Source organism: Amycolatopsis sp. AA4 (assembly GCF_002796545.1).
Classification (GTDB): domain Bacteria; phylum Actinomycetota; class Actinomycetes; order Mycobacteriales; family Pseudonocardiaceae; genus Amycolatopsis.
Map to the genome: position 1 here is coordinate 230195 of NZ_CP024895.1, position 26299 is coordinate 256493.

The window sequence follows — 26299 nt, forward strand, 5'->3', positions numbered from 1 at the left end:
TGGCGCACGCGCGGATTTCCCGCGCCTGCGCCAAAGCGGCTTGCGACTATCTCGTTTTGCTCCGGTACGTAGCGTCGTCGGCAACCGTGATGGTCACGGCCGCGAGGAACCCCGATGCGTCAACGGTCACGCCGTCGGGCAGCTGGTCCAGCCGAATGTATCCGCCGACCGCGATGCCCATTTGCTTCAGGACACCTCTGAGGGCACGCGGGAAAAGGTCGCTGTTCGCGAGTCCGCGCAATGTTGCATGGCTTCGGAACTCGGACATCGCGCAATGCCGAATGCCGATTTCGGGCACCTTGATGCGCGTGTAGTCACACGTCCCGTCAACGTTGTACAGCGTCTCGGGTTTCGCGCGAAACTTGATAGTTGCTGGCATAGCTTTCCTTTCGTCCGCGTTGGTCTAGCTGCCATGGCGAACGCGCGGGCTTCCCGCGCGCCACAGAGGCGCCTAGGCCACGTTCTCGACCGTGTGAAGGCCGTCGCTGTCGAGTGACACGCGCATATCCAGATCTCGGCATGTATCGCACTCATTGATATGGGCCACGACCTCGTCCGGTGTGGCGTCGGGGATTCCGTCGTTCAAGTGGGCGGATGTCTCGAACTTGAGAAACAGGTCGTCACACTCGATCGGCCCCCACCAGTGAACATCGCCGTGTGCCCACAACGATTTCTCATTCACGCTATTCTCTCCCGCCGCGTATTTCGAGATGCCGGTTCCCGACCGGCTTACGCCACCTAATCTATAGCTTGCGGAATTGTCCCGGAGATCGAATCGGTTCCCAATTTTTTCTGTGTGCGTTTTCGCCGGGTTTTCGGTGCGTCCGGGATTTCCGGGTGAGGAAACCGTGGTCACGGGCTGTGCTCGGGGGTGCGGAGCCCGGCCCGTGGCCACGGGGCATGCCAGCGGCGGGGTCAGCCGCATCCGGTGCAGGACAGACTGGCCGGGTCTGCGGTGTGGGAGGTGCTGCCCGGGCGGCGTCCTGGCCGGTCGAGGCGGGTGCGGACGCGGGCGGCGAGCGCGTCGAACTCGGGGTTTTGTTCGTCGAGGACGACGCCCGGTTCCGGGCCGCCGGGCGCGGCCGCGAGTTCCAGCACCCGCGACATCGGCAGCTCGAGTTTGAACCGGTGGCCGGTGCGTTGCTCGACTTCGTGGTAGAGGGCAGCCAGTCGCGGTCGTCGGCGGGCGGCGAGGACGCATTCGCGGCGGCTGCCCAGCACACACAGGGAGCAGGACAGGCGGCGGGCTCCGGCCCGGTCGCCGCGGCCGGGCGCGCTGTCGTACCACCAGTGGTAGGGCACGCCGCTGTCGAGGATCGTCCGCCACACCTGCGCGGTGCTGTAGTCGTGCACCGGGAGGTGCTCGTCGACGTGGCGCTGGCCGTTGGAGGCGGTGCACCGGTAGGTCGGCCTGCCCGCGCGCCGGGGGCTTTCCTCGGCACGGATGCCGAGGACGTTGAGGATGCGCACCGGGCGGTCGAGGCTGCCGCGCAGGGCGCGGACCAGCGGGGTGAGCGCGGCGGAGATCTTGGAGGTCTTCAGGTCGCTGGTGCACCAGCGGCGGGCGGCGTCGGGGAACTTCCCGGTCATCGCGACCATTTCGAGGAGGGTTTGGTCCCGCCAGGTCTCGCCGTCGCGGACGGTGCGGCGGGTCTCGATGTGCCGGTCAGGACGCAGTCCGTAGGCGGCGGCCTGCTGAGCGACGAGTTCCCGGTTGCTCGGGTAGTAACGGCCCTCGAAAAACGCGCCGGGGGCTTCCATCAGTCCGAGGTCGGCGTGCACGGTCCACACGCGGTCGCCGACACCGGCGGCGCGGGCCCGGGCGAGGGTGACGTCGAGCGCGGCGTGGGCGTCCTTGCCGGACATCCCGATCAGGATCAGGTCGTAGTCGGACAGGTCCGGCTCGTCGGCGGGCGTGATCGTGCGCCGGACGGGGTCGAGCAGGGAGAGCTGGGGCATGGAACGGATCTCCTTCGGCCAACAGGGTGTGACGGCGGGGCGGGGGAGGCTGCTCGCGTGGGCGAGGCATGGCATTCCGGCCGTGTGCGTCGCGGCTGCCTGCGGTGTCCCGCCGGGGCGACGACGGCGAGCGCGGCCCGGCGCGGGCCGGGCTCCGGAGAGGGAGCCCGGCCCCGTCGGGCTAGCAGTTCGCGAGGAAGACGCGTCCGCGCGCGCGGGTGGCGCGCACGAACGCGGCGGCTGCGGCCAGGACGTCGCCGCGGTAGGCGCGAGCGAACGCGGACACCGTCGTCCCGGTGTCGGCGAACAGCTGCTCGGGCATTCGCACGGGCTCGCTCGGGGTGCGCTTCTCGCCGAAGGTCGCTCCGGCCGTCGGGTCGTAGATCAAACCGTCGGCCAGGCCGTGCACGAGGCCGATGCCCAGCCGCCACGCCCGGTGGCCGATGGTGGCCTGCGCGCCAGACCGGACGGCTAGCGGACCGAAGGGGCGTTCCCAGCCTTGGTCGGTGCTCAGTTCGACGGTGAATTCGGCGGGGCAGCCGAGCGCGGCGGCGAGCGGCTCGTGGGGGAGCGAATCGGCAACGGGCTCGACCTGGCCGGAGACCAGCCCGGCCGCGTAGATCGCGGCGGCCCGGTGCTGCGGCTGCTCCTGCATGTCCAGGTATCGCGCGAGCGCGACTTCCGCGCCGGTCAACGGTCCCTTGGGCAGATAGCGGCGCACGCCCTCGGCCACCTTGTCCGCACAGGACTCGCGGTGCCCGAGCAGATTCGCGATCAGGGTTTCGCGGTCGCCGGGGCTGAGCACGACGAGCCCGGTCCCGAGGGAAGCCTCCAGTTCGGGGTGGGTGACCACGCCGAACTGCAGCATGGTGGTGCTCCGGCGCGCGAACCGGACATCGCGGATCACCGAGTCGCCCGGGGATTCGGCGCCGTGCCCGTCCGTGTCGTTCTGGACCCCGCTGAGGCCGAGCAGGGTCACGGGAACGCTGCCGGGCACCACCGCGGCGTCTGCGGGGTCGGGACGCTCGTCCATCGTGGACGAGACGAAGTCGAGCACGGTCATCGCAAAGGGCCTTTCTGCTGGATTGTTCAATCTGTCGCCGGAGATTTCCGGGGTGTCACTCCCGTTCGCTCCGACACCTATAAAACTTACGCGAAGCTGGTGCCGCATAGGGGGTTTTCCGTCACCCTGGAATTGTTCGTGTGCATTTTTTCGGGGACGGAAAGGAAGTCGGGGGCGGCCGGGGTTTCCGGCCGCCCCCGGGGAGGCGGGTTACGCGGCGAGGTCGTACACCGGGTAGCCCAGGGATTCGCCGACACGGCCGTAGAGCCACTCGGCAGCGGGGGGAGTGACCGCATTCCCGAGCTGTTTGGCCTTGGCGCGGCGGCTGCCGGTCATCTCGTAGTCCTCGCGGAACGCCATGGCGGCTTGGATCTCGTGCGGTTCGAGCATCCGGAAGGTGCAGTCCTCGACGGCGACCCTCGAACGCATCTCGTGTCCGACGATGCTCTGGTGGCCGCCGGTGGTCAGCGTGCGGGCCGGTTCGGAGACCGGCGAGCACATCTGGCCGTCGCGGGCGCCTCGGGTTCCGTTGTGGCGGACCAGCATGTGGTGGAAGCCGTTGGCGCAGAACGCCGCGAGCGGGTGGTCGACGGGCCGGACCTCGCGCTTGCTGCCGCCGCCGCGCAGGGTGGCCACGAACGCGATGCCGTAGCGGTCGCGGGTGGTGAGAGTGCCGACCGGCTGGCTGGCCGGGGTCGCGCTGGTGGCGGTGCCGTAGTAGGGCACCAGCAGCGCGGTCTCGGCGCGGGTGGTCATCGTGCGCATCGGCCAGCCCACCGGCGCCGCCTGCTTGCCGTCGCGCCCTTCGGTCGGGACGAGCATCGCGCCGTCGGGCATGCCGAGCAGGCCCTCGGTGTCGCGGGTGGTTCGGGTCCGCATCGGGTCGGTGACCGGCATCGGGTCGTTGTTCCAGGTGCCCCCGGCGGGGACGAGCTGGTCCACGGCGAACCTGTCGAGGCCGAGCCGGATGCGGGCCATGGTCGCGGGCTTGAGGGGCTTGTCCCGGTCCCCGATGCGCTGGCCGGGCATCGACCAGTCGATCGCGGCCGCGGCGGGGGAGACCAGCGGGGCCACCTCGACGCCGCGGCAGGACCGTTTGGGGCAGCGGTAGTAGTACTGCTTGCCGAAGCGTCCCCACCGCTCCTCCGGCCACGCCTTCGTGCGCGGCTTGAAGGTCTGCACGCCCTCCACGACCTCGTCGCACGAGCCGCAGTACGACTGCGGGCGCAACTGCAAGTCCGGAGCGTTGTTCCCGGCGAGCCAGAACACGACGTAGATCCGGTCCCGCGACTGCGGCGCGCGGCCGGTCACCACGCCCGGGAAGTGCATGCTGTTGGCGTAGACGACGTGGTGCTTGTAGCCCATGGCGTGCATCGCGGAGATCCACGCCTTCCACATCACCCAGTGGACGGCCTCGACGACGTTTTCGACGATGACCGCTTTGTATTTGTGGAATTCCGTGAACCGGACGACGTCCCACATCGTCGCCCTCGACCGTTCGGCGGCCTCGATCGGCAGCGTCTCGCCGAACATGTCCGGCTGCAGCATGTCCTGCTGCAACGACCGTTTCACGCCCTTGGCGCCCGAGTGGTTCGTGCACTCCGGCGAGGCCCAGAGCAGATCCGTGGTGGCGAAAAAGCGAGGATTGACCTGGGAGATATTGACGATGGTGTGGATGGTGTCCGGGAAATTGGCGGCGTGGGTCTCGATCGCCTGCTCCCAGTGATTCGCCGCGTACACGGTCTTCAGCCAGGGATGCACCGCACCGCCTTGCGCTTCGCCACCGGCGCCGCAGAAAAGATCGGTCGAACTGAGCACAGAGGTACTCGCTTTCGCATAGAGCTGGATGAATTCAATCTGTTTCCGCTCGGCCGGGCGTCACCCCGGCCTCACATGAACAAGACTAAACGAATTCCTGCTATGCGTGACGAAAATGCGTCGAAACAATCGAATTGAATGCGGATTTTCGGGAGAGAAAGAAATGCGGTCGCGGGCTGCTGTCGGGCTTGCCGCCCGACCTGCGTCGGCCGGCGGGGTTCTCGGCCGTTCCGCGGCTTCCGTGCTAACCTGGCGGCTGGCCTTCTCAGGAGCTCTTTCGCTTTGGGATGGTTCAATCTGTTGAGTGCGGGGCGGTCCGGGACCGGACTGTCAATCCCTTCGCCGCCTCGGGCGGGGCTCCGGCCCGCTCCGCGCTCGCCTCTCCAAGCCTCGGCTCTGCCGTGCGCCGGACGACTGCCTCAGGTGCGTCGTGTCGCCGACCGAGCCACTGGCGAGACGGGCATCGCCCTGGCCATGCGGCCCGCCCAGCACGACCGCGACCAGCTCGGTCGCGAAGGCGACGATGCGGGGCGACCTCCGCGCGTGCCTGCGGCGGGCCCGGCCGGTTCTCGTCGGGAGCTGATGCTACGTCGACGGCCGTCCTCGGCCTGCCCTTCCTGCGTGCGTCGAACAGCCTGGCCCGCCGGACGCGCGAGCGCGGGGCGGTGCGAGAACCGCCTGGAATTCCCCCAAGGGGGCCCGGTCCTGGCGGCTCTCCCAATAGCTCCTGACGGACGACGGCTGTCCTTGCTCGCCCGGCGAGTCCGGCGAGTCCGGCGAGTCCGGCGACGCAACATGAACAGCGGCGGCTGCGCGCGTCGCCCCGTCATTGCCATCGAGCTCGCCGCCTACGCCGGGCAGAGCGAATCTGGTCGCGCAGCAAGCCCGAACCGTCAGAGCGCCGATCGGCCGCGTACCGCGGGCCCGAGAACGGGAGGTGCGGTGGCGAGAACAGCAGACAGGTGGATCGGGGTCACCTGCGGGTCGGCGAGGGCGCTGTCATCGTCGTGCCAGCACACATCGCTGTGCTACTGGACCCATTCGGATTCGCGCCAGCCGGCGATGTCCGGTCGGCGGCCGTCGGTGAGGTAGGCCCGGACGACCTGGCGGAGCCGGTCGCGGCTCATCGCGTCTTCGGGCCTTGAAGCGGAGCGCCCCCTGGGCGCTGAACGGCAGTCCGGGGGTGTCGGTGCGGCCGTCGCCGCGTGCGATGTACCCGATCGGGTGTCCGGCGGCGTCGATTTCGCGATAGTAGACAGCGCCGACGACGCGCGCGGCGGCGACGAGCATCATCGGGGCCATTTCCGGATGCAGCGGGTCGTACGGGCGCGCGCCGAGGTGGATCTCGCGGTGGCCGCGAACGTGCGGCGCCGCGTCGGCGGGCGGGCCGGTCACGATCTGCTCGACCAGCTCGTCCACGTTGTGCAGGTGGTAGACGGTGCGCCACTCGCCGGGGTGTTCGTCGAACCGGACCGTGACGGCCGGGGCCGCTACCGTCGTCATGGCGCCGCCTTCCCCTCGAGTGTGACCGGAGTCTGGCCTCCCGGAGGAGGGAACCGGGCTGCGTGTGTGTGCCGGCAAGCGATTCGCAGCCCGGCCGACCGATCCCTACGAAAGGCGACGTTCTGCCTCGTTCCCACGATAGAGCATTCCGCATCCGCACGACGCGTTCCGATTATCGCAATCCGAAATGCAATGACAGGAATTTCGGCCACTGGCGGGCGGTCCTGCGGGGGTCGTCGCCTGGCACCGGGGCGATGGGGCGGGGCTTCCTTTCGGCTCTAGCTGCGAGCGTGCTGCGTTGAAACGGATTCGCCGGTCTCGCGTTCGGGTGTCGCTGCTCAGCCGTCGACCGCGGCGAACGGCTTTCGGCACACTCCGCACAAAACCGGCCCGGCTTCGAGAACGGACGGGGACATGAGCGCCTTGCGGGGCGGGGTGCAGCCGCAGGCGATCGTCAGACGCTTGGGCCTCGCGGCGCTGGGCATCTCGGCCTGTCGCTCGTTGTCGGCGTGCTCGATCGCGGCGCTGAGGCGGGCGACGACGGTTTCGTACTTGGCCCGGGTTTTCGGCGTGGGGCTCGTTTCGGAGAAGCCGAGCCGTTCGTGCTGCTGCACGTCCAACCCCAGCTCTTGCGCCAGGGTCGCGAAAACCATGCTGTGGTACCGGCTTTCGCGGGTCGTGTTGTCCAGTTGCCGTTCCTTCGCGACCGCGTGTGCCGCTTGGTGCAGCAGAACCCCGAGCACTGCGGCGGCTCCTTCCGACACCGCTTCGCGCGGGACGGACACCACGCGTCTGGCCGGGTCGTAGCGGCCTTCGGCCGGTGTGCGCTTCGCGCCGACCTCCACGGTGGCGTCGGGCACGTCGGCGCCGTTCTGCCGGATTGCCTGCCACACCAAGGCGAGCGCGATCCGGAGATCGTCTGGCCGGTCGGTGTTCGAACTGCTCATACTCGTCCTCGTCCTCGCCGCCGGGCCCTGGGCGGCCGGGGTCCGGGTGCGGACGATAGCGGCTCGCCCGCGCCCGGACCCGGGAGGCCGAGAACTCCGTGTCTCAGATCGACCGGCGCGCTGTCCCATGCGCTTGACCGCACGGGCTGCGGACCCTTACCTGTTCCGTGGTCGGGGTTGTCGGACGACGATGTCGCTGGCAAAGGAGGTGAGCCGCGCTTGCTCGGCGACGCCCACCATCACTCGACCCGCCACGGTCGTCACCACGGGCCGCTGTGCCTCCTCGATGCCGACCTCGCCGCCGATGGTGCACACCTGCGCCTTGTCGAACCCAGCTCCCGTGCACAGCACGGACGCGTGCACGGTGTCGACGGCGATGCTCGAACCCTCGGGCACGAACGCGGCGATCCGCAGTGGCGCGATCCGATCCTGGTCGAGAGCGCCCGGCGACAACAGCGCGTCCAGGATTGTCTGCACGCGCGCGCCCTGCGCGTCGGCCACCGAGGCGATGACGTTCACGCGTCCGGGCACGGAGGTCGTCTCGGCCTGGCCGATGACGTCGGCAAGGCCCTCGTCGATCCCCGGCGTCAGCGGCTCCAGCACCACTGACGCCGTCTCCGTCTCGGCGATCGTCACCACCCGGATCATCCCGGGCACCAGCGAGACCACACCGAGCACGACCGGGCCCGGCCGGGTGTGGACGTGGATCCTGCGCAGCGTGCTCACGCTCGCGCCCCCTTGCACGGTGACGACGCGGCGACCAGCGCGGTCACCGTTGCCGTGGTCGCCGCGCGGCTGGCCCCGAGACCGGCCTCCGCGAACAGCGCGGACGCCGCCAGCAACCACGCGATCGCGGGGGCGTCCGCCGCGATTCCTCGTCCGGCTGCGCGGACGGCGGTCCACTTCAGCACCGCCGCGCAGGCTGCTCGTGCGTCGGCCACTTCGTCCAGGGCGGCGCCGCGCGTTCCCGACCAGATCGGGGACCGCCGCAGTTCCTGGTCCGCCAATTGCAGCGTGAACGCCATCACCCGCAGTTCCGGCGCAGCGGGCGGGCGCGTGCCCAGGGAGCGGCTGGTGGCGCGGGCAGCCGCGAGCCAGCTGCGCCGGATCACCGGCGGGCCGAAGCTGGCCGCGGTCGCCTGGGCCGCGGCCAGCAGCGCGATCGCGTCCGGATGACGCCTGCGCGCCGGCCAGAACGCCTGGTCCGCCGCCCGCGCGGCCACGCGGTCGATGAGGGGTGCCGTGGTAGACATGGTGTGCTCCTGAACGGGTTCCGTTGTCGCAGATGTGAGCTTTCGGGAGTCGGCCGGGACGCCATCGCACGTGGCTCCCGGCCGCCTTTCGTTGTCCGCCGCCGCCGTGTCAGGCCGTCCGTCATCCCCCCCTTCCGCGTCGGATGCCGCCGCGCTCCGCAACGCTTCCGGGGTGTGCAGCACAGGCACTACGCCCGCGAGCCGGATCGGAACGCCTGTCGCGCTTCGCTCGGCGTCCGCCCGCTGCCGAATGCCGCGGCGCGCCCGTTCGGCAGCTTCCAGAGCGCCAGGTAACAGGCGCTTTCCGCCGACAGGGCTTCGGGAGGGATCTCGTGCGCTTCGCGCATCTGAAACTCCGACCTCACTGCGCTATCCCACCGGAAGCCCTTGTTCTCGTCCGGTTCCGGCCTCCGCCCGGTCCGGCCCCGGCGTTTCCTTCGCCGGAGCTCACCGGATCCGCGCCCCCGCGATCGAGGTCCACAGTTCCGCCAGGGCGACGACCTGCTGTTCGTAGTCGCCGACGACTTCCATCGGGCAGCCCTCGAACCCGCAGCCCGCCGACAGCACAGCGCGATCCGCTTCTACCGGCACGCCTCGGAAAATCTCGCGGACCCCGCGCTCGTGGCTGCCGAACAGCACCGTCAGCACCCCGTCGTCCGGGTCCCCGAAGTCCAGTGCGCGCACGTCGGCGAGGAGGCGGGACCGCAGGTCGTCGCGCCAGCCGGGACTGGCCATGTCCAGCAGCGCTGCGCCCGTCCGCACCCGCTCGGCCAGCACCTTGCGCGAATCCGGGCCCGGCGACCAGCCCGGCGCGCAGCCCGTCGAGGTCCGCTGTCAGCAGAAAGGCGTTCTCAAGGATGTCCGTCGTGTTCATGCGAAGCTCCTTTTCCGTCTCGCTTCATCACGGTAACATATTCGTCGTGTACACGAAGAATATGTTACCGTGATGAAGCGAGACGGCAGATGAATGAGCCGTCCGTGCCCTCCCGAGTCCGGCCCCGTCGACGAAAGGCGCACAGGCCATGACGAACACATCTGCTTCCGGCCACCCGTTCCCCGTGTACTGGCTGGTGCCCGCCGCGTCCGGCGACCTGCCGACATGGCAACGCGCCGCGGCGGCCGCCGCGGCCGCCGGGATGACAATCGCGAAGTTCGCCGCCGCCGCATTGACCCAGAAAATGGCAAGCGGGGACACCCTGATCTCCGTCCAGGTGAAGGACCCCCGGCCGCGCACGGTGAGGTTCCACGGGCACTGGCTGGTCGAACCGGAGAGCGCGCGCGACGCGGCGCGCGACGCCCTCGATCCCGTCGGCCCGGGCTCCTGGACCGTGGGGATCGCCGAAACCGCGCGCGGGCGGTTCGCACTCGTCCTCTATCACTACGAACTCACGGACGAATTGAGCGTGTTCGATTCCCTTGAACAGCTCTCCGTCGCGACCGAAACGGACGAACGGGTCGAGTCCGAAGATGTCGAGCGCGCGCGAGAGGAAATGAGACGGCGGCAAGAAGACGCGGCCAACTACCTTGACATCTGACCGGACCGGCCGCTCGGCCACGAGTTTTCCACCCGATGAAGCAGGTCGCGCTGAACGAACTTTTGCTGGCCGATATCGCGAAGTATCTCGCGCATCTCGTGACTGACGGGGACGACACCGACAACGTCACCTACTACGCCGAAGCCTGTGAGGATCGGCTGGTGGTGACGGTCGGAACCTACGACGAAGACACGACTCGCGAGTTCGAACTCCCGGGTGCGCGAGGCGCTTCCCGGCAAGTGAACGCGAGTCAGCCCCTTGGGCGGTGGCCGCGAGCGCGATCGCCGCCCAAGGACGTTTCGCGATCGAGAAACTGGTTTGAGCACTGACGAAGGAGGCCGCTGCCGGTTGCACAGCAGACGGTCGAGTTCGGCCCATTCCCGCGTCCGATTGGTAAACGCCGCTGACGCCGGGGGCAGTTGCCGCGGGACCGGCGGCCGCTCGTTCCGCAATGGACGTGGACGTCGCCGTGGACCGCTCCGGCCTGCACCACCGCGCCGGACACCTCGCCGACGACGTCCCGGTGCATGTCGCCTGTACTCACGCCATCTCCGTCACCGGGGATGTTCCTGGAGGTTTCCGATGGTTTTGTCGAGCACGTCGCGCGCGACGCTGCACGGGTCTGTGTTGTCGCCCCCGGGCAGTATCACGATGCTCGCGTCGATCGTCTCGTGGTCGTTGACGCCGACGGCGACCCGGCATTCGCCGTTGCGGTGCTGGTCGTCCTTGCTGCCGAATTCGATCGCGGGGTAGCCGCGGATCGGGTCGAGGGAACGACGGTCCGCGTACGAGTGTGCGATGTCGGCGATGCCGTTGCCGCCCCGGACCGGCAGCAGAACCTGGATCACGACGCCGTGGTGGTCCCACCCGCACAGCGGTTCGTCGACGATCTGCACCCTGGGGACGCCCCGGCTGCCGGAGCCCAGCAGGCCGTCGGCCTGGTCGGGGGTGAGGGCGTCACACGGGGCCTGCCTCAACCGGCCGAGGTCGAGAGGATGCTGCACCATCGGCACTGTCGGTGCCGTTGGGCCGGGGGAGCGTCCGGTCGAGGGCCGGGCGGGGGCGTCCGGCGCCGAAGCGGTGGTGCAGGCGGAGAGGCTTGCGATCGCGATTCCCGCGATCGCGAGGACCGCTTTGCGCGCTGCCGCACGGTGTCCCGCAGGTCGCGGAGCGCGTGCGAGAGGGCGAGAGTGCTCGGAGGCGGTATTGGCGTGCAAGGACAACTGGATGCCGCGGCCTTTCTGGGCGATGCCCGGTGTCGTCGTGGGCGAAACTATTGGATCGCAACGACGTCGACCGGCGAGTCGACTCGATGGGGTGACCGACCGTGCCGCGGGCCCGGCGGACGCGGTCGAAGCAGGGTATCGCGCACCAGCGGGTGCCGAGCCGTGCGCACCACGACCACGCGTGACAGACAAACGCGTCGCCCCGGCCGTCACCAGTGAACTCTCAGAACGTCCCCGCCAGTATCGCCTGGCCAGGCACTCCACCCCTACTTTGCGGCTCGGGCCAGCTTCGGGAGTCCCGGGCCCTCCGGACCGGTCATCCGTTGCCGCCGTCCCGGCCGGGTCCCCCGGCGGGCGGGATCGGGGTTTCTGGCGCCGCTCCCGGCTGCCGCAGTTGCTCCCGGAGTTCCTTGGGTGTGGTGTCGAGGGCGTAGGCGAGCTCTTCCCAGCTCACCCCCTGCCGCACGATCTGCCGCATCGTGTTCGCCTCGAGGTTTCGCGCGGCGTCGCGCGCGAGACGGATCACGTGCGCTGCTGCGAGCGCGTCCGCCCGCTCCAATTCCGGGCCATTCCTGCTGCCCCAGGCTTTGGCCAGAAACGCATGCAGCAGACTGACCGGGTCAACCTGTGGTCCGTCCGGGGTGGCGACCCAGCGCTTCTCGTCGTCGTTGCCGTAGCGCGTCGCCAGGCGCACGCGAGCGTCCTCGCCCTCCCGGCAGAGCGCGAGCAGCGTCTCGAGGCGCGTCGCCCTCAGGCGATCGCGTTCGGCGAAGAACGCCTCGGCCTCAGCGCGGCCGGCGGCGCGGGCCGCCTCCAAGGCGTCCGATTCGTCCGATGCGGTCATCCTGATCCTTTCCGCTGCCTGACAGCCCGGGTTCGGCCACCGATTTCGGTGACAGTCATTGCGGCCTGTCACTTGCGTGCTCGGCGACGATCACGGTCTCCATGGCCGCGACCCGCGTGAACGCCTCCGACTCCGCGCCGTGGTGCTCGCCGGAGGTCGACGAGGAGGCATGCGGGGTCGACGCTCCGACACGGCGTCGCGGTGGTGGGGGCGCAGGCCGTTCCACCACCGCCGCAGCGCGGTCTGTTTCTGCACTGCGACGACCCTTCCTGTTCTCGGAGGCCGGGTTCCTCGCGGTTCATTCCGCCCGCGGCCGCATGAACCGTTGCCCAGTGTGCCACCGCAGGAGCCCGCCGGGTGACTGCTCGTCGACATCCTCGGAGCGCCGTGCACGATGTGCTCCATTGCGCGGTCTATGTCAATTTCGGAACGGCGATGCCGGGGCGGTCGAGGTCTTGCGCGAGAGGAGTGCCATTGGCTCGCGACTATGCTCGAGTTCCAGGACGAGGCGCTCGCAGAGGCGACGGGTGCCTCGCGGGAGCAGATCGTCGCGGACGCCGTGCACCGGTTCAGGCTCCAGGAACGCGAACACGGGTTCCCGGCCGGGCACTACTGCACCGGCGGGGACTGCGCCGCGTGCCGGGAAGATCTGGACAATCTTTTCCAGAGCCTTCGAGGAAAAGCTGCACGACGAAGAGGACTCCAGATCACCGGCTGACCGAGGAGCTCCGCTCCGACGTCGTCGGTGAGCCCGGTTTCAGGCGGGTTTCGTTGTGGGCCGGGACTTCTTGCCGTTTCGGCGGCGTCGGGGCGGAGGTGACGCCCACCCCGGAAGACAGGAGCCGCCGGCGTGATCGGCTGCCGCGAGCGTCGGCTGAGGTCAGGCGCGGTCCGCGATTGAGCCGATGCCGCGGTGCGAGATGACCACGGCCAAGGTCCCCAGGTCGCATGCATGGATGGCCCAGCGGGCATCGATGTCGAGGTTCAGTCCGAGCCGCGTGCAGGCTGCCGCGGCCGTGGTCAGCTCGTCATGGTCCATGCCGTAGGGGTAGTGCACCACCGCGACCAGGCACCCATTGCGGTACCAGCGGTCGGGATGGTCCTGCCCGGCCAATGCCTGCTCACCGTCCGCGCAGTGTCGTTCCAGCGGATCACCGGCCGCCGGGCAGCGGCTGCCGGTCAGCGTGCACGGGCACTCCCAGCGGCCGCTCGTCACCCGCTGAGGCAGCCGGTCGTAGCGACGTGACCGCAGCCCCGCCTGGTGCAGCCGGGCCAGAGCCGCGGCTTCGGCGTCGGTGAAGCGCAACCCGAGTTGGGAAGGAGAGGCAGCCATAGCCGACACCGTAGGGCGCCTCTCGTTGCGCCGGGACGAATCTCCGCCGTTCGGGTCAGGGACGCCGCCGCCCTGCTGGGGAGCGGGCAGTGCACTTGCGAAATCCGTATTCCCACGATGCTCAAACTGCGGATACCACTTCGTCGTCACCCTCACTCCCGCCAGCGACCATGCCCTTGCCGCTGCGAAACCCGACGCGCCGGCGGGGACGTAGCCGCGGTGCCAGGAATTGTCGGTGCGGGTCGATATGCTGTGCGCGGCTGGACGCCAGCCGGTCCGAACTCGTTCCGCCCACGCGGGAACGTGCGCTCCTCGGGCGAAGATGTCTCAGACTCAGCGTCTCTTTGCCTTGCTGTGGCGTGAAAACGGCTGCGGTGGCGGCGGCGTCGGCGTCCTCACCGGGAAGCGAGCAACCCATGCCACGCGACGAACGAGCCTTGACCCGCTCCGTCCGCAAACGGGCCGAGCAGCAGGGGCTGTCCTATCAGCAGGCCCGCAGCGACGTGATCACGATCCACGAGATCTGTCGAAAGCCGCGTCGGATGAGGTGCTGGCCGGGCCGCCCTGGCCGGTGCTCGACCTGCTCGGCCCGCACGTGCTGCTGTGATCGTGCTCCTGGCGCGGCCTGATCGCAAGATGCCCGCAGTCACACTCCTCCGGACGAGGCTGGTCAGCGCGGTCCCCGGACGATTCCTGGACAGTTCCGGGCCAGTTGCTGCGGATGCGTGCGGTTGCGGGGAGGACGGGGTCTGCTGGGGAAATGACCGGTGCGGGACTGGCGGGCTATGAGGCGGCCGCGGTCGCGGCCGGGGCGTGGTGGTGCCGGTTGCGGGTGCCGCTCGACGATCCGGGCGAGGCGGTCGCGGCCGTGGCCCGCGCTACCCGCGACGCCGGGATGCCGCTGACGGTGGCGTTGCGCGGCGGCCGCGGCGACGTCAGCGAAGCCGTCCTGCTGCGCGCCCCCGACCTGCTGCCCGCGGCGAGCGTCGACCAGTGCCGGCGGATGGCCGAGGCGCTGGCTGCGGAAACGGGGTGGCGTCGCCTCGGACCAGACCGGCCCGATCAGCCGGTGGCGCCGCTGGGGCTGAGCCGGTTCGTCGCCTTCGACGGCGGGCTCCGCGGTTGCTCGGCCGACGATGCGGCCCGCCGGTTGTTCGCCGTACGCGCCCCCGGGATGCGGGCGCGGCCGGCGTGGCTGGTCGTGCTCAGCGCGGCCGGTTGCATGGCGCGCCGAGAGCCCGGAGTGCTGGCCATGCCGTCCGGGCTGGAGCAGGCCGCCGAGGCTGCGGCCGCGCTGGGGCTGCAGCGGTGGTGCGTGCTCGACCCGGCAGCCGACGAACACGTCGTCTTCTCCCGTTCGCGCACTGACGCCACCGCGTCGTCGGCGGCGAGCAGGTCGAACACCGCGAAGTAGACGACCGCATCGGACCGCGCGCGGAGTCGGTGCGCAGGGCCAGGATGGCGGCCTGGTCCTTGCCGGTGCGTGCCTGTGTCGCGGCCATCCGCTCCGCGAATGCACCGGGCGATATGCGTTTTCCCCGGTCAGCGCGGTGGCCGGGGACGTCGCTGCCGGTCATCGCGGGAGGCGTGCGGCTTGTGCGGTGATCAGGGCGGCGCAGGCGGGTGTTGCGATGTGGTCGAGCCGCAGCGGGCCGCGGTCCAGGGCGGGGTCGCGCAGCTGCTGCCGCAGCGCGAGTTCCGCCCACTGCGGGGAAGCGCGCAGGGCCAGCACGGTGGCGGGCGCGTGCAGGGTCAGGATGGCCTGGTCGCGGGGGTTGAGCACCAGGCCGGGCGCGGGCGGGCAGCGGTAGGTCCGTCCGTCCAGCAGCCACTCGGCCTCGCCGCCGTCGTCGGGGTCGGGCGCGGTGAAGAGGTAGGCGGGGGCCGAGTCGATGTCTATCTCGACCGGGTGCGGGTAGCTCAGCCGCCACAGCGTGAGCCCCGGCTCGACGGCAGTGACCCCGTAGCGCAGCTCGACCCGGTCGGCGAGGGCGCGCACGCGGTGGCGGGCGCCGAGCAGATCGCGCTGGACGGCGGCGGCGTCCTCGGCGGTGGCGGCGACGCCGGCCTGTCCCGTGGTCACGTCGCCGGGCCTCCGCTCCATCGCTGCGCCGGGGGCGGCCCCTCGGCAGCCGGGGGAGGTGCCAGCCGAGGGGCCGCCGGGACGAGCCGGGGGGAAGCTCGCCCTTTGTGGGCACCGTCGATCGTGGTAGGCCGGTCGGCGATGGGCAATCGGCCGAACGGGTTCAGGGCGGCATCGATGTGAGGACATTCACCCGACCGCCCACGCTGTCTCGGTGTCGCTTGTGACCAGCATTTACGCGCGGATCGCGTGAACATGATCACCACGTTCGTTGCTGGACGTCCATGGCTAGACGATCGTGCTGCCGTGATCAACTCTGGTTCTTCGCGGCAGGCCGCTCGATCATCGCGGGGTGCCGAAGATCGCCTTGACCGCGCAGTGGGCCGCCGCCGAGGTTGGCCGGCGTGCCCGGGCGCGCCGGGAGCTGCTCGATCTCTCCCAGGAGGACGCGTCCTATCTGGCGGGCGTGTCGACCACCTGGTGGTCGGCCTTCGAGCGCGGCATGCGCACCCGCGCCGAGTTGCCCCAGCTGCTGGGCGCCGCGCACGCACTGGGCATGGACTCCGGCGAGCTGCTGAAAGGCCTGCTGCCCGACACCGTGCGCGAGCCGGCGCAGGTGCACCAGACCCGACCCCGGCCCCGCCGCTGACATCGCCCGGCGCTTTTCGGAAGAACCTGCTCGCAGCGGTGCCGCGAGCAGGTTCTTGGCGTAGGTCCCTTCCCGGCGTTCTAGGGCTTGGTGTAGGTCAACTCGTCGCCTAGCACGTAGACCTCCTCGTTGCTGAAATCCTGCCTGTCGGTCGTCAGCAGGCGGTAGAAGTTTTTATTGCTTCCGAATGGCCACGGCACCAGATAGTAGTAGGAGTGATCGCTGGTCGTGCCCATGTCGTCGTGATATGAAAAGCGACCGGAAATGGTCTTGCCGAAGGTTTTCAGGCATTCGTGCCAGTGCAGCGGGCTGTTGCGGCGCTCGTTCATGTAGAACCCCGCGATTCCCTTTCCCTCATAGGTGTACAGGTGCGTGGGACTGCTTCCCGCCCAGGACTTGCATCCATCGGACGGGGCGGCGGCGGCCGAGCCGGTACCGGCCAGCGCGGCACCAGGAATCAAGGCGGTCACCACAGCCGCCGCAGCGAACCGGGTACGTGTGCGCATCATAATTCTCCAATCCGCAAGCTGGAAGGAAATAATGATCTGACTCGACCTTGTAAGTGAGCAAGAAATGACAGCCGAGTGGGTGTCATCTAATAGTGCCATTGACGTCATGCCATTTTGATTGGCCGCGCCCCGTTTTTCTCTCCCCGCCAGTCCCGTGACTCTGGCGAGGTCGGGTTCCTTCGGCTACGGAGCGGCATCGGGGTACCGTGCCGCCGCCCTCGACGAGTCCGGGTGCATCCCCGCGCCTCCCTGCCGACCGTCTCCCACTCGAAGCTAGCGCCGATCGCCGTGCAGCGGCACCGCCGCCACCCGGGCGGTTCAAAGCAGAACACCGCCGCCCAGGGCGATCGTCGTCAACAGTCCGGGAAGGGCAGCCGCACCGGGTCGGACCGAGGACCGTCCGGATTCGTGTCCGACATCGGGGACCGGCCCCGGCGGATGAAGCGGCCGGAACACCCGCCGGCTCTTGCCGTACGCACCGGACGGTGTGCACCGCCAGCACGGTCGCGATCGCAAGTACAAGGCCGCCGGCAGCGGCGAGCAGCACCACGCCGATCACACCGGCGCCACGCGCAGCATCCGCTCCGGGCGGACCGCCAGGCAACAGCGCTGAGCGCTCTGTCACGGCCGCCTTCGTCTGCTGGCGGGTAAACGCTGGTGAACGGCCGGCCCTGCTCGGGCTGTGAAAGCAAGGGCCGGTGTGCGCGTAGCCTGCGAGCATGGGGACGGCGAGAGTGCCAGCGGGCTTCTGGGAACGGTGGGACATCTGCCCCACGATGTTCAGCGCGAGCTGCGCGCCCGCAGTCGATCAACGGCAGCTCGGCCAGCTCATCGCCGACACGGTGCCCGCGGCCAAGTGGCCGATCGGTGCCGTCATCACCCGGATCGAACCGAAACCCGACGAAACACTCGCGGTCGACCGGTTCGCCTGGCGGACCGGTCAGGTGCCGATCGAGCGAGCAGCCCTCTACCTCACCGCCCTGTACGCCGCTCCCGGAGAGGGTCGTCCCGGCGCGGCCGTGCTGCAGCTGATGGCCTTCGAAGCCGTCAACACAGCCGTCAAGGCCGCGTTCGGATCCCAGGTCAGCATGTCCTGCGTGCCCGTGGTGACCCTGGACATGCTGCAATCGCTGTGGATGACCGGGCGCGACTACTTCTGCACCGCGGGGCCGACAAGCGCCGGCCCCGCGAAGTTCTGAGTCCTCGCAGAAGCCGCGACCGGGCCGGTAGCGCCGCAGCTTCCCCGCGGTCGCCGCCGCGGAACCGCCTGAGCAGCATTAGCAGCCGTGAAATGCAGGCTGAGGCTCGTCGCTACAGCGGCGTTCTTATGCCGCCGACGCTCGCACCGGGTGTGCTCCGAGAGAACCTTCGTCGCTGGCACCGGTTGGCCACAGGCCGCCACGAGGTCCAGCAGTGGGTGATCCCCACGGTGGCTGGACTGTGGACGTGGTGGGCCACGTGCCGCACGTGCGGCGCAGAACGCGGCGGCTTCCAGCGTTCGAGCGAAGCGGCTTTCGCATGCGCCGATGCTCTGGTCGGCAGCCGCGACGACTGCTTGCCGTATGCCTGGATGAGAGCGAAGGAGGGGGCGAGTTCCTGCCGACCTGGCGACGGACGGCCAGGTTCTGCTGCGCCAATGGGCCGGAACCAGGGTCATCGAACTGCCCGAGCCTGCGAGGGGCGGGGGTTTCACCGTCGCCACAGACGGGGCGTTCGCCACCGAGTCGCGAGAGGCGGCCTGGGGCTTCGTCACCGACGCGGGATGGTGCCGAAGCGGACGGACCACAGCGGAAGACCGCCGCGGAGCCGAATGGCCCGAGCTGGAAGCGGTCCATCACGCGCTGGGTTTCTACCCCGACGGCAGCGACGTCACGTTACTGATAGACAACAAAAACGCCGGGAGCGTAGCGCAAGATCTCGTCGAATCGGTTGAGTCCGGACGGCGGATTCGTTCGCTCGGACTGCCCGGCTGGGTAGAAGTCACGCGTGCTAACGCGATCGTTCAGCACGTCAGGCGACTGTCCAGCGTGCGCGTGCTGTGGGTCCGAACGAACACCAACGAACTGCACATACACGCCGACATGCTGGCTCGCGCGGCGATCGGGAAGCCGCCGAAAGGGCGGCGGCGCGGTCGAGCCGGTGGATATCGCGTGGCGGTACGGCGGCCATGGTGATTCCGATCGTGGCGGCTACGCCCGGTCCGGCTCGCCGTCACCGAAGGACCTCGTCCGGTCGAGTTCTTCGAGCGACGGGACTCAGCCACAGATCTCTTTGTAGATCACCTGGCCGCCGCTGCGGGCCGTGCGGCGCTTCGATTGCCTCCGCCGGGATTTCGTCCTCTTCACCTCGGGCGGACTGTCTGGTCTTTCGACGGTCGCGGTCGTGCGGTGCCGGATTCGAGCGGGATCGTCTCGGGCATGGCGCCGTCGTCGGGTGCGGTCGGCAGCCAGAGCAGCGGGCCGGGTCCGCCTGAGGAGCCGGGAGCGAGGCGGACGGCGATCTGGCCGGGGCGGCGCGCGGGCCAGCCGGGGGCATCGAAGATCGTGCCGGTCGCGAGGTCGCGGCCGGGGTCGACGGCGATCGCGCGGACGTCGCGGCCCTGCAGCAGGCCGATGCGGCGGAGTATTCCGCTGCCGCGGACGGCGCTGCGGGTGCGGGCCAGCTCCTGACCGGTGTGGAACCGATGCCAATGTTCGTTGGGGGCGATGCGGTCGGGCTGGTGATGCCACTCGGGGTCGTCGCGGTCGGTGTACGTCCCGAGCAGTTCGGCTGCGAGGCCGCTCCACAGTTCGGCGGTGATGCCCCGCAGCAGGACCCGTCCCGGCGCTTCGGCGTCCTCGTCGAGCATGGCCAGCGCCAGCCCGGCTTTTGTCGGTGTCGCGCGCAGGCAGGGGACGCCAGCGACCTCGTCGACGAGATCGCTGTAGAACCAGCCGGTCGTCACCGATCGGGTCCCGTTGGGCCAGACGTGGATCGCCCGGCCCCGCGCCGCAGCGTCGAGGTAGCGGGTGAGCGGGAGGAGGCTGTGCAACACGGGCAGCAGTGCGTCGGGGTGCAGGTCCAACAGCAAGCTGTCCGGTCGGGGCGTGACCGAGCGGATCCCCAAGACCGTTCCGTCCGGCCATTCCGTCGCAGCCGCGAGGTCTCCCCGGCCGAGGTTGGCGAGGATGTAGTGCTCCAGTTCCCGCTGGCACCGGCCGTAGAGCGAAGGACGGGTCGAGGGCAGCACGCCATAGCGGGCGAAGTCGACCGCTGCCCGTTCGTGCTGTTCGAGCGTCAACGCGCGCCGGGCGAGAATCTGGCTGCGGCGATGGCGCGAGGAGGACGAGGAGGGCACTGCGGCTCCTGACCGTGCGGTCGTCCCGGCGTCGACCGACGTCAGGCTTGGGGCGAGGACACATTCGTCGTCACGCAGCACGGGTCGGGAGATTCCCTGCTGCCCCGGGGGCTGCTTCGGCTCGGTGCCGCCGCCGGGATCGGGTGTGCGGCACGTCGTCGCTGGGACTCAGGACAGCCCCGTGGGCCGGAAGGATAGCGGCTCCGCCCGGCGCGTGCGCCTCCGGGGCGTCGGGTCCTATTCATTGCTCCGCGCTTGCGTCGTCGCGGGGATCGTCGGCCAGTCGTGGCGCGCGGCGATTGCGCGTTGAGCACGCAGGCGCCGACGTATTCGGCCTGGCCGCTCACGGTGCGGGACACCGGCTCCACCGTGTGGCGGCGCATGGTCGAGCGCACCGACTCCCGGCTGATCTCCCACAGTGCGGTCGACCTCGTCTCGGGTCATGGTCCTGGAACTGTCGACGTGCAGCCGCAGCAGCGGCGTGAGTTCGTCGACGGTCAAGCGCGCTTTCCGCTTGACCCCACCGAGCCGGGCGCGCAGGGCCGCGGCGTTCCGGAGCGGGCGCGCGGGGTCATGGGGTGTCGAGCAGGCGGGCGAGCTGGTCGGCGAACCAGGCACGCGTGCCGTCCGCGACGTCGGCCGGCTGGCTGGTCTCGGGCCGGGGCACGGCGATGTCGCTGATCAGTTCTTCCAGGCCGGTGCGGAGGCCGGCGAGGGCGGCGGCCGCGTTCTCGCGGTCGGTCTCGGCGGCGGCGGCCCGGACCGTGGCGGCGCCGAGTTCGCGGTTGAGCGCGCCGATGGTCTCGGCCTGCTCGCGGGCGTCGGCTGCCGCGCTGCGGCGGGCGGCGTCCAGCTCCGCGGTGAGCCGGTTCCGTTCCGCAGCGTGTTCGGCCGTGGCGCGCTGGAGTTCCTGGTCGAGGCGCGTGCGTTCGCGGTCGATCCGTTCGGCGAGGGTCCGGTCGTGGTCGGCCTGCGCGGCGGCGAGGGCCTCGGCGTGCTGCTGGTGGAGGCGGCCGATCTCCTCGCTGTGGGCCCGGGCGGTGTCGCGGACCCCGGTCTGCAGTTCCTCGAGGCGCTGCGTCTGCTGCTCGACCGCGGCGGCGAGGCGGGCGTTCTCCTGCTCGGCCAGGTCCTTGGCGGTGAGGGCGGCGGCGCGCAGTTCCTCGGCGGTCTCGCGGCGTTTCCGTTCGGCGTCCAGCTGGCCCTGGGCCTGGTCGCGCTCGCGGGTGGCCTGCGCGGCGATACGTTCGGCCTGCTCGGCTTTCGATGTCGCGGCGGCGGCCCGCTCCCGCGCCTTCTGGGCTTCCTGTTCCGCGGTCCTGGCCGCTGCCTGGGCGACGGATACCTGGCCCTCCATCTCCCGGACCCGGGCGCGCATGGCCTCCACCTCGCGGCGGGCTGCGGCGACGTCGCCGGCGAGGGCTTCCTGGATCCGGTCGGCCTGCCCGGCGAGCGCGCCGAGCGGTGCGAGCACCTCGGCGGCCCTCGTCCCGAAGGAGGCGACCTGCTCGGCGAGGCCGTGCAGGTCGATCGGCGGGCCGGGCGCGTCGGCGCGGCCGCGGGTGGCGGCCTCGACCTGCCAGGCGGCGGCGACCTCGCGGCACCGCATCCGCTTGGTGCCGCCCTTGCGGTCGGGGACCCGCCACAGGGTGTGCTCCGCGTGGCAGAACCGCTGCGGCTGCCCGCCGCCCTCGGCCGCGCGGGGGAGGACCCGGCCGCACGCCTCGCACTGTCCGGTCCCGGCCTCCTCGGGCGGCACGCCCGGCCCGTCCAGCAGCCCGTCGGCCGGCGGCGCGGGCCCGGATCCCGCCGCGGCGGCGTTTCCGCTGGTCGGGGACGGTTCGTCGATCATGACCAGGGACGATACCTCAAGAATAAATTTTACTCAACCTAGTCAGTTAATACAATTTTACATTGTGAGTGACCGTCGGACGTATGCCATAATGTGCGTTATGGATCATCTGAAACCCGGCGGCCGCCCCACGCGGCCCCAGCGCGTCCGGGCCGCGTGGGGCACGGAGGGCCCGGGGGAGGGGCGGCGGGGCACGCCCGCGGGCCGCCGAGGCGTCACCGTGACGAAACGCGCCCGGGCGTGCGGACGGCGGCACCGGGCCCCGGCGCCCGCTCCGTGCGGCGCTCCGGCCGACGGAGCGCGGTCCCGATGACCTCCGCGCATCCCGACGACCGGAGCACGGGGCCGGGGACGGCGGTTGCGCTGCGCGCGGGCTCCGCCCCGGAGCCCCGCGGCGGAGCCGGGTGGAACCGGCAGGGGGCCGTGCTGGACCCGGCCACGGCCGCGGCGGTCCGGGAACTGGGCCAGGAGCTGCCGCTGCTGCCCCCGGCGCTGCTGCTGCCGCTGCTCCAGGCCCTGCGCGCGACGCTGCCGATGCCGCGGCCGGGGGAGCAGCACACCGCGCGCAGCCTCTCGGTGCAGTGGCTGGGCAAGCGCTGCGCGAAGTCGCCCGCCACCGGCGAGGCCTACTGCCGCGCGCTGGTGAGCTGGCTGGATTTCTGCCAGGCGGGCGGGCTGGATCCGCTGGGCGCGCGCACCCCGGACGTGGACACCTGGACCGGGCGGCTCGCCGGCCGCGGGGCATCGGCGTCGGTGATCAACCAGCGGCTGGCCGGGGTCCGGGGCTGGTACCGGTACCTGCGCCTCGGCGGGACGGCGACCGCCGACCCCGTCTCGGACGCGGACCGCCCCTCGGCGGCCGCCGTCGACGAGTCCGAGACCCCGTACCTGACCATCGCCCAGACCGGCGCGCTCCTGCGCCAGGCGCGGTGGGAAGTCGACGACGCCGGAGACGACCCGGCGAAGCTGGAACTCGTCCTGCGGGTGGCCGCGCTGGTGTGGCTTCTGCCGGTCACCGGCGTCCGCAGCGGCGGCGCGCTCGCCGCGCGAGTGCGTGGCCTGCACTACAACGGCGGCCGCCGGCGCCTGCGTTACCGGTTGAAAGGCTACGAGGGCGAGGTCTCCGACGCCCTGCCACCGCAGGTCGCCCTGGCCCTGGACGCCTACCTGGACTGCCGTGCCGCCCGTCAGGGCCTGCCGGCCCTGACGCCGGACGCGCCGCTGTTCGCCACCGGCTCCGGGAGGCGCTGGGACAAGCAGGGCGCGACGAAAGCGCTGCGCGGGCTCGCCGGGCGCGCGGGGATCCCCCACGCCGACAAGCTGAATTTGCACGCGCTGCGCCACTCCGCCGGGTCCAGTGCGCACAACGAGCTGGGCATTCCGCTGGACAAGGTCCGGCGGCTGCTGCGGCACCGCAGCATCGCCACCACCCAGATCTACGTCCACGACGACCTGCGGCCGGGCCAGTCCGTCGCCGACAAGCTCGCCGCCGCGTACGCGGCCGAGATCGAACTGCCCGGCAGCGGAACCCTCGCCGCCTCGCCCTCCGGCCCGGGTGCGGCCACCCGCGCAGCGATCGCCGCGCACGCCCGGGTCGCCGCGCTGCACCGCGTCGCCGACGCCGGGGACGGCCTGCCCGCTGCGGTCGTGGCCGAGGTCGCCGCGACCTTCACCGCCCTGCTGGACCGCTGCGACGGAGCCGACCCGGCCCACGCCCCGTTCGCCGAGACCGTCCGCGCCCTCGTCGCCGGCGGCCTGCCGTCCCTCGCCGATCCGGACGGCCGGGTGAGGCCGGCCCGCCCCTGACCCGGTGCAGCTCCGCGATCGCGGACACCGCAGAGCACAGCCCTGACGCACCGCTCTTGCTGAACGAGGTGCGCCGTCAACTCAAGGCCCCCCGTCGCTGACGCAGCGCGCGTGAGCGACGGGGCCTGAGGTTCCGAGGGCCTACGCGCCGCCGCGCCGTCCGGGAGCGTCCTCGTGACCGGCGACGGTGCGGGCGCCGAGCCAGGTCGTGTCGGGGGCCAGCCGGGATACGAGCGAAAGGGCGCAATGTGCACCCGAATCTGCTGGTCAGGGAGACATGCTCAGAGATTCGCGACCTGCCTGGGTGATCAGTTCGGTGTAGCAAAACCCGCGCGGCAACGGACTGCGCGTGCTGGATAGGCTCCGCTGCGTTACGTCGGCTTGGTGCTCGGGGTCTGGGTTGTGACGGCGATCGATCGGACCGCGTATCCGCGGTTCAAGAGGGTGGTTCCCGCTCGGGAGCTGGCTGAGGCGTTCACGCCGACAGTCCCCGAGGTCGCGTGGGCGCGGGAGAAAACGCAGAACGATCAGCATCTGCTGGCCATGGTGGTGTGGCTGAAGTCGTATCAGCGGCTGGGGTATTTCCCGAAGCTGGCCGAGGTCCCCGCGGTGGTGGTCGAGCACGTGCGCGGCCTGCTGGAGCTGCCCGGCGAGGTGAGGGCGGTGAAGTCGAAGATGGTCGCCCTCGACCCGGCGTTCGACCCGCTCAACTACGAGGGCTGCCGCAGCTTCCGCGATTTCCTCGCCCGGCTCGGCCACCGCGTGCGCACCGTCGGCCGCTCCGGGGGGTGTCCTTATGTGGTTGTCAAGCCGCTGCAGGGGCGGCCATCGAGCCCGCGCCAGGGTCGTACTGGGCGATGCACGAAATCGTGCAGCGCAGCCCGGAGGAAGTTCGCCGCGGCGAGGCACCCGCCTACGTCCGGCGGATCCGCTGATCCTGTACGGGCTGCTGCGCGGCTTCCTCAAGCCCGCCCGGCGCTCACTTGTTCGGCATTCGCCGTGCGAGGCGAGCCAGCGTCGTCCTCGACAGCTCCACTTCAAGGGGGCGGTGTTTCGGCAGGTACTTCAGCTGGCTCGGGTTGATCCGCAGCACCAGCTCAATGTGTTCGCCGTGCTCGTCGTCCGAGATGTCTGCGGATTCGATCTCGCCTGAGACCGCATCCGAGTGGCCAACGATGTTGAACCCCAGCGCGCCTTGTTCCTTCTCCAGCGCCGCGAGCAGGGCGTCCGGCCATCCGGCGGCGGCGTGCATCACCACGTTGACCGTGGCGCTACGGCGGCTCGCATCTTCCGCGCGGATCGCGGCCAGGGCAGTAGTCCAGTTCTCGCCCGTCTCCTTCATGCGGGCGACGACGCGCTTGTCTCGGGCCACGGGACGTTCCTCTCGGTGATGGTGCGAGCACAGCTTCGGCCGCGCAGTGATTCATGATGCCGCACCGGCGTCGGAGCTGATGCACAGCTGTTCGCCACCGAGCACAGGCGCTTCCGCGGCGTCCGCGCCGACCAGGCCGGGGCCCCGGTAGCATCCGCCGAAAATCGGCGGATATGCCTGACCAGCGCAGTCAGGCATATCCGCCCGATTTTTCCCGAGTGCTACGGGGACCCCGGGGGCGACATCACCCTCGCCCTGATCGACCCGCCCGCCGCCAGTCAACCGCCACAACCAGGAGGAACGACCTCGTGACCAGCGACGACGACTGGGTCTACCACGGCTGCACCCCCGAAGAGGGAGATCGCCGGATCGACGTGGAGACCTCGGCCAGCGGACCGACACAACGGGAATCGGCGACTGTGCTGCGACGGCTCCGACCGCAGATCAGCAGCATGGAGGGGCACACCTTCGGGTGGGGCTACAACGGCAACGGGACCAGCGTCGCGGCCGCGGCGATCCTCACCGACCTCCTGGAGCTGCCGGCGGATCTGTGGTGGGGAACCATGAGCACCCGCGGCGAGGACACGACCCTGGTCGGCCTGCGCGAAGCCCTGTGCCGCGAAGTGCTCGTCGATGCCGCCGACGAATGGCGGCTCTCGCGGATCGCGCTCCTGCGCTGGACCTGCGGCTGGTACACCCTCAACCACCTCGGCCCCTACCCCGCCGTGGTGGCCGGGATCCGGCCCGGTTTCCGGCGGTAACCCACCGGCCGGGCAAGATGTCGATCGCTCCGGGCACCAGGCCCCGGGGCGGGTGGGTGTCCCCGGCGGGCGCCGCAACTCGGCGAGCGCCGGGGACCTGCCCGCACTCCAGCTCAGTCGTCGTCTTCGGGCGGGTTGAGGACCAGGTCACGCAGCCGGTCGAGTCCGTCGCGGCTGAGCGTGCGGATCTCGGCGAGCCGGTACTGGATCTCCAGGTCCTTGCGGGGCCAGGCGAAGTCGTGGTCCTCACGGTGGCTGTAGCCGGGCTCGCCGCCGCCGGCGGGTTCGGGCTCCCACTCGTAAATATCCCCGGTGTCCAGGTCGATCAGGTCCGGGTGCGCCACGTCTGCGGTCATGACCGCCAGCGTGGCATCCGGGACCGACAGAACCCGGAAGGCACCCAGGCGGGTCGACCGGTTCGATGCCGATCGCGACCGCGCCGTGAAATC

General features: G+C 70.5%; 28 protein-coding genes. 9 read left to right on the forward strand and 19 right to left on the reverse strand.

What is annotated here, in order from left to right; translation table 11 throughout:
- Window positions 1–46: 46 nt before the first annotated feature.
- The 10 genes from CU254_RS41895 to CU254_RS41940 form a co-directional block, all read right to left on the reverse strand.
- A complete protein-coding gene (locus CU254_RS41895) occupies window positions 47–379 on the reverse strand; it encodes a hypothetical protein (RefSeq protein WP_009086462.1) in 333 nt (110 codons plus the stop codon).
- Window positions 380–451: 72 nt separating this feature from the next.
- Window positions 452–856: a hypothetical protein gene (locus CU254_RS43530; protein ID WP_158688171.1), complete on the reverse strand. Its 405-nt coding sequence runs from the start codon at window positions 854–856 to the stop codon at window positions 452–454.
- A gap of 59 nt (window positions 857–915) precedes the next feature.
- Window positions 916–1959 (reverse strand): hypothetical protein, encoded by a 1044-nt coding sequence (locus tag CU254_RS41905; protein WP_100267209.1) that lies wholly within the window; start codon window positions 1957–1959, stop codon window positions 916–918.
- Between the two features lie 181 nt (window positions 1960–2140).
- Entirely contained in the window at window positions 2141–3022 is an 882-nt protein-coding gene (locus tag CU254_RS41910) for a hypothetical protein (RefSeq protein ID WP_037719312.1), read from the reverse strand.
- 210 nt (window positions 3023–3232) lie between these two features.
- Window positions 3233–4783: a DNA cytosine methyltransferase gene (locus CU254_RS41915; protein ID WP_009086456.1), complete on the reverse strand. Its 1551-nt coding sequence runs from the start codon at window positions 4781–4783 to the stop codon at window positions 3233–3235.
- A 1056-nt stretch (window positions 4784–5839) separates the two neighbouring features.
- Complete coding sequence (locus tag CU254_RS41920; protein WP_009086455.1) at window positions 5840–6343, reverse strand: hypothetical protein; 504 nt, start codon at window positions 6341–6343, stop codon at window positions 5840–5842.
- A 338-nt stretch (window positions 6344–6681) separates the two neighbouring features.
- Window positions 6682–7290, reverse strand: coding sequence for a hypothetical protein (locus CU254_RS41925; RefSeq protein WP_009086453.1), 609 nt, complete (start codon window positions 7288–7290; stop codon window positions 6682–6684).
- A 156-nt stretch (window positions 7291–7446) separates the two neighbouring features.
- Window positions 7447–8016, reverse strand: coding sequence for a hypothetical protein (locus tag CU254_RS41930; RefSeq protein ID WP_037719308.1), 570 nt, complete (start codon window positions 8014–8016; stop codon window positions 7447–7449).
- Window positions 8013–8543, reverse strand: a complete 531-nt coding sequence (locus CU254_RS41935; RefSeq protein WP_037719305.1) for a hypothetical protein — start codon at window positions 8541–8543, stop codon at window positions 8013–8015. Before CU254_RS41935 ends, CU254_RS41930 begins: the two co-directional genes overlap by 4 nt.
- A gap of 447 nt (window positions 8544–8990) precedes the next feature.
- Window positions 8991–9305: a hypothetical protein gene (locus tag CU254_RS41940; protein ID WP_158688170.1), complete on the reverse strand. Its 315-nt coding sequence runs from the start codon at window positions 9303–9305 to the stop codon at window positions 8991–8993.
- 260 nt (window positions 9306–9565) lie between these two features.
- Between CU254_RS41940 and CU254_RS41945 the strand changes: the two genes are divergently transcribed.
- Together CU254_RS41945 and CU254_RS41950 are read left to right on the forward strand one after the other, a co-directional pair.
- Entirely contained in the window at window positions 9566–10078 is a 513-nt protein-coding gene (locus tag CU254_RS41945; RefSeq protein ID WP_009086444.1) for a hypothetical protein, read from the forward strand.
- A gap of 35 nt (window positions 10079–10113) precedes the next feature.
- Window positions 10114–10407, forward strand: coding sequence for a hypothetical protein (locus CU254_RS41950; protein ID WP_009086442.1), 294 nt, complete (start codon window positions 10114–10116; stop codon window positions 10405–10407).
- Between the two features lie 225 nt (window positions 10408–10632).
- Here the strand turns inward: CU254_RS41950 and CU254_RS41955 are convergent, their stop codons facing one another.
- Both CU254_RS41955 and CU254_RS41960 read right to left on the reverse strand, forming a co-directional pair.
- A complete protein-coding gene (locus CU254_RS41955; RefSeq protein ID WP_078561291.1) occupies window positions 10633–11568 on the reverse strand; it encodes a DUF3558 domain-containing protein in 936 nt (311 codons plus the stop codon).
- Window positions 11569–11620: 52 nt separating this feature from the next.
- Window positions 11621–12148, reverse strand: a complete 528-nt coding sequence (locus CU254_RS41960; RefSeq protein ID WP_037719297.1) for a hypothetical protein — start codon at window positions 12146–12148, stop codon at window positions 11621–11623.
- Window positions 12149–12635: 487 nt separating this feature from the next.
- Here CU254_RS41960 and CU254_RS41965 point away from each other — a divergent pair, with 487 nt between their 5' ends.
- A complete protein-coding gene (locus CU254_RS41965) occupies window positions 12636–12866 on the forward strand; it encodes a hypothetical protein (RefSeq protein WP_009086436.1) in 231 nt (76 codons plus the stop codon).
- A 162-nt stretch (window positions 12867–13028) separates the two neighbouring features.
- Here CU254_RS41965 and CU254_RS41970 read toward each other — a convergent pair whose 3' ends face one another.
- Window positions 13029–13481, reverse strand: a complete 453-nt coding sequence (locus CU254_RS41970; RefSeq protein WP_037719295.1) for a hypothetical protein — start codon at window positions 13479–13481, stop codon at window positions 13029–13031.
- A 760-nt stretch (window positions 13482–14241) separates the two neighbouring features.
- Between CU254_RS41970 and CU254_RS41975 the strand changes: the two genes are divergently transcribed.
- Window positions 14242–14895: a hypothetical protein gene (locus CU254_RS41975; protein WP_100267210.1), complete on the forward strand. Its 654-nt coding sequence runs from the start codon at window positions 14242–14244 to the stop codon at window positions 14893–14895.
- A 159-nt stretch (window positions 14896–15054) separates the two neighbouring features.
- Here the strand turns inward: CU254_RS41975 and CU254_RS41980 are convergent, their stop codons facing one another.
- Entirely contained in the window at window positions 15055–15564 is a 510-nt protein-coding gene (locus tag CU254_RS41980; RefSeq protein ID WP_037719290.1) for a hypothetical protein, read from the reverse strand.
- Between the two features lie 352 nt (window positions 15565–15916).
- On the opposite strand from CU254_RS41980, the gene CU254_RS41985 reads away from it, so the two are divergent.
- Window positions 15917–16213: a helix-turn-helix domain-containing protein gene (locus CU254_RS41985; RefSeq protein WP_009086430.1), complete on the forward strand. Its 297-nt coding sequence runs from the start codon at window positions 15917–15919 to the stop codon at window positions 16211–16213.
- 80 nt (window positions 16214–16293) lie between these two features.
- On the opposite strand, the gene CU254_RS41990 is transcribed toward CU254_RS41985, so the two are convergent.
- The gene (locus CU254_RS41990) at window positions 16294–16719 is read right to left on the reverse strand and encodes a hypothetical protein (RefSeq protein WP_158688168.1); all 426 of its coding nucleotides are present in this window, start codon (window positions 16717–16719) and stop codon (window positions 16294–16296) included.
- Window positions 16720–17441: 722 nt separating this feature from the next.
- Between CU254_RS41990 and CU254_RS41995 the strand changes: the two genes are divergently transcribed.
- Window positions 17442–17921, forward strand: a complete 480-nt coding sequence (locus CU254_RS41995; RefSeq protein WP_009086426.1) for a hypothetical protein — start codon at window positions 17442–17444, stop codon at window positions 17919–17921.
- Between the two features lie 1142 nt (window positions 17922–19063).
- Here the strand turns inward: CU254_RS41995 and CU254_RS42000 are convergent.
- Together CU254_RS42000 and CU254_RS42005 are read right to left on the reverse strand one after the other, a co-directional pair.
- Complete coding sequence (locus CU254_RS42000) at window positions 19064–20059, reverse strand: hypothetical protein (protein WP_037719285.1); 996 nt, start codon at window positions 20057–20059, stop codon at window positions 19064–19066.
- A gap of 571 nt (window positions 20060–20630) precedes the next feature.
- Window positions 20631–21911: a hypothetical protein gene (locus CU254_RS42005; protein WP_009086422.1), complete on the reverse strand. Its 1281-nt coding sequence runs from the start codon at window positions 21909–21911 to the stop codon at window positions 20631–20633.
- A 309-nt stretch (window positions 21912–22220) separates the two neighbouring features.
- Between CU254_RS42005 and CU254_RS42010 the strand changes: the two genes are divergently transcribed.
- Entirely contained in the window at window positions 22221–23717 is a 1497-nt protein-coding gene (locus tag CU254_RS42010; protein WP_009086420.1) for a tyrosine-type recombinase/integrase, read from the forward strand.
- A gap of 444 nt (window positions 23718–24161) precedes the next feature.
- Window positions 24162–24800 carry a DUF4158 domain-containing protein gene (locus CU254_RS44555; protein ID WP_234392924.1) on the forward strand — a complete coding sequence of 213 codons (639 nt, stop codon included), beginning with the start codon at window positions 24162–24164 and terminating at the stop codon, window positions 24798–24800.
- Here the strand turns inward: CU254_RS44555 and CU254_RS43535 are convergent.
- Window positions 24697–25089, reverse strand: coding sequence for a hypothetical protein (locus CU254_RS43535; RefSeq protein ID WP_009086416.1), 393 nt, complete (start codon window positions 25087–25089; stop codon window positions 24697–24699). The genes CU254_RS44555 and CU254_RS43535 overlap by 104 nt on opposite strands.
- 308 nt (window positions 25090–25397) lie before the next feature.
- Here CU254_RS43535 and CU254_RS42020 point away from each other — a divergent pair, with 308 nt between their 5' ends.
- The gene (locus CU254_RS42020) at window positions 25398–25850 is read left to right on the forward strand and encodes a hypothetical protein (protein ID WP_037719282.1); all 453 of its coding nucleotides are present in this window, start codon (window positions 25398–25400) and stop codon (window positions 25848–25850) included.
- A gap of 113 nt (window positions 25851–25963) precedes the next feature.
- Here CU254_RS42020 and CU254_RS42025 read toward each other — a convergent pair whose 3' ends face one another.
- On the reverse strand, window positions 25964–26206 hold the full coding sequence (locus CU254_RS42025) for a hypothetical protein (protein WP_037719280.1): 243 nt from the start codon (window positions 26204–26206) through the stop codon (window positions 25964–25966).
- Between the last annotated feature and the right edge of the window lie 93 nt (window positions 26207–26299).

Excerpts from the sequence above, each read along its gene's own strand:
- CU254_RS41970 (WP_037719295.1), bottom strand. The coding sequence starts at position 13,481 with ATGGCTGCCTCTCCTTCCCAACTCGGGTTGCGCTTCACCGACGCCGAA.
- CU254_RS42025 (WP_037719280.1), bottom strand. The coding sequence starts at position 26,206 with ATGACCGCAGACGTGGCGCACCCGGACCTGATCGACCTGGACACCGGG.
- CU254_RS42010 (WP_009086420.1), top strand. The coding sequence starts at position 22,221 with ATGACCTCCGCGCATCCCGACGACCGGAGCACGGGGCCGGGGACGGCG.
- CU254_RS41960 (WP_037719297.1), bottom strand. The coding sequence starts at position 12,148 with ATGACCGCATCGGACGAATCGGACGCCTTGGAGGCGGCCCGCGCCGCC.
- CU254_RS41990 (WP_158688168.1), bottom strand. The coding sequence starts at position 16,719 with ATGCGCACACGTACCCGGTTCGCTGCGGCGGCTGTGGTGACCGCCTTG.
- CU254_RS41920 (WP_009086455.1), bottom strand. The coding sequence starts at position 6,343 with ATGACGACGGTAGCGGCCCCGGCCGTCACGGTCCGGTTCGACGAACAC.
- CU254_RS41975 (WP_100267210.1), top strand. The coding sequence starts at position 14,242 with ATGACCGGTGCGGGACTGGCGGGCTATGAGGCGGCCGCGGTCGCGGCC.
- CU254_RS41935 (WP_037719305.1), bottom strand. The coding sequence starts at position 8,543 with ATGTCTACCACGGCACCCCTCATCGACCGCGTGGCCGCGCGGGCGGCG.
- CU254_RS42005 (WP_009086422.1), bottom strand. The coding sequence starts at position 21,911 with ATGATCGACGAACCGTCCCCGACCAGCGGAAACGCCGCCGCGGCGGGA.
- CU254_RS41950 (WP_009086442.1), top strand. The coding sequence starts at position 10,114 with ATGAAGCAGGTCGCGCTGAACGAACTTTTGCTGGCCGATATCGCGAAG.
- CU254_RS41905 (WP_100267209.1), bottom strand. The coding sequence starts at position 1,959 with ATGCCCCAGCTCTCCCTGCTCGACCCCGTCCGGCGCACGATCACGCCC.
- CU254_RS41895 (WP_009086462.1), bottom strand. The coding sequence starts at position 379 with ATGCCAGCAACTATCAAGTTTCGCGCGAAACCCGAGACGCTGTACAAC.
- CU254_RS41945 (WP_009086444.1), top strand. The coding sequence starts at position 9,566 with ATGACGAACACATCTGCTTCCGGCCACCCGTTCCCCGTGTACTGGCTG.
- CU254_RS41995 (WP_009086426.1), top strand. The coding sequence starts at position 17,442 with ATGGGGACGGCGAGAGTGCCAGCGGGCTTCTGGGAACGGTGGGACATC.
- CU254_RS41965 (WP_009086436.1), top strand. The coding sequence starts at position 12,636 with ATGCTCGAGTTCCAGGACGAGGCGCTCGCAGAGGCGACGGGTGCCTCG.
- CU254_RS41925 (WP_009086453.1), bottom strand. The coding sequence starts at position 7,290 with ATGAGCAGTTCGAACACCGACCGGCCAGACGATCTCCGGATCGCGCTC.
- CU254_RS41910 (WP_037719312.1), bottom strand. The coding sequence starts at position 3,022 with ATGACCGTGCTCGACTTCGTCTCGTCCACGATGGACGAGCGTCCCGAC.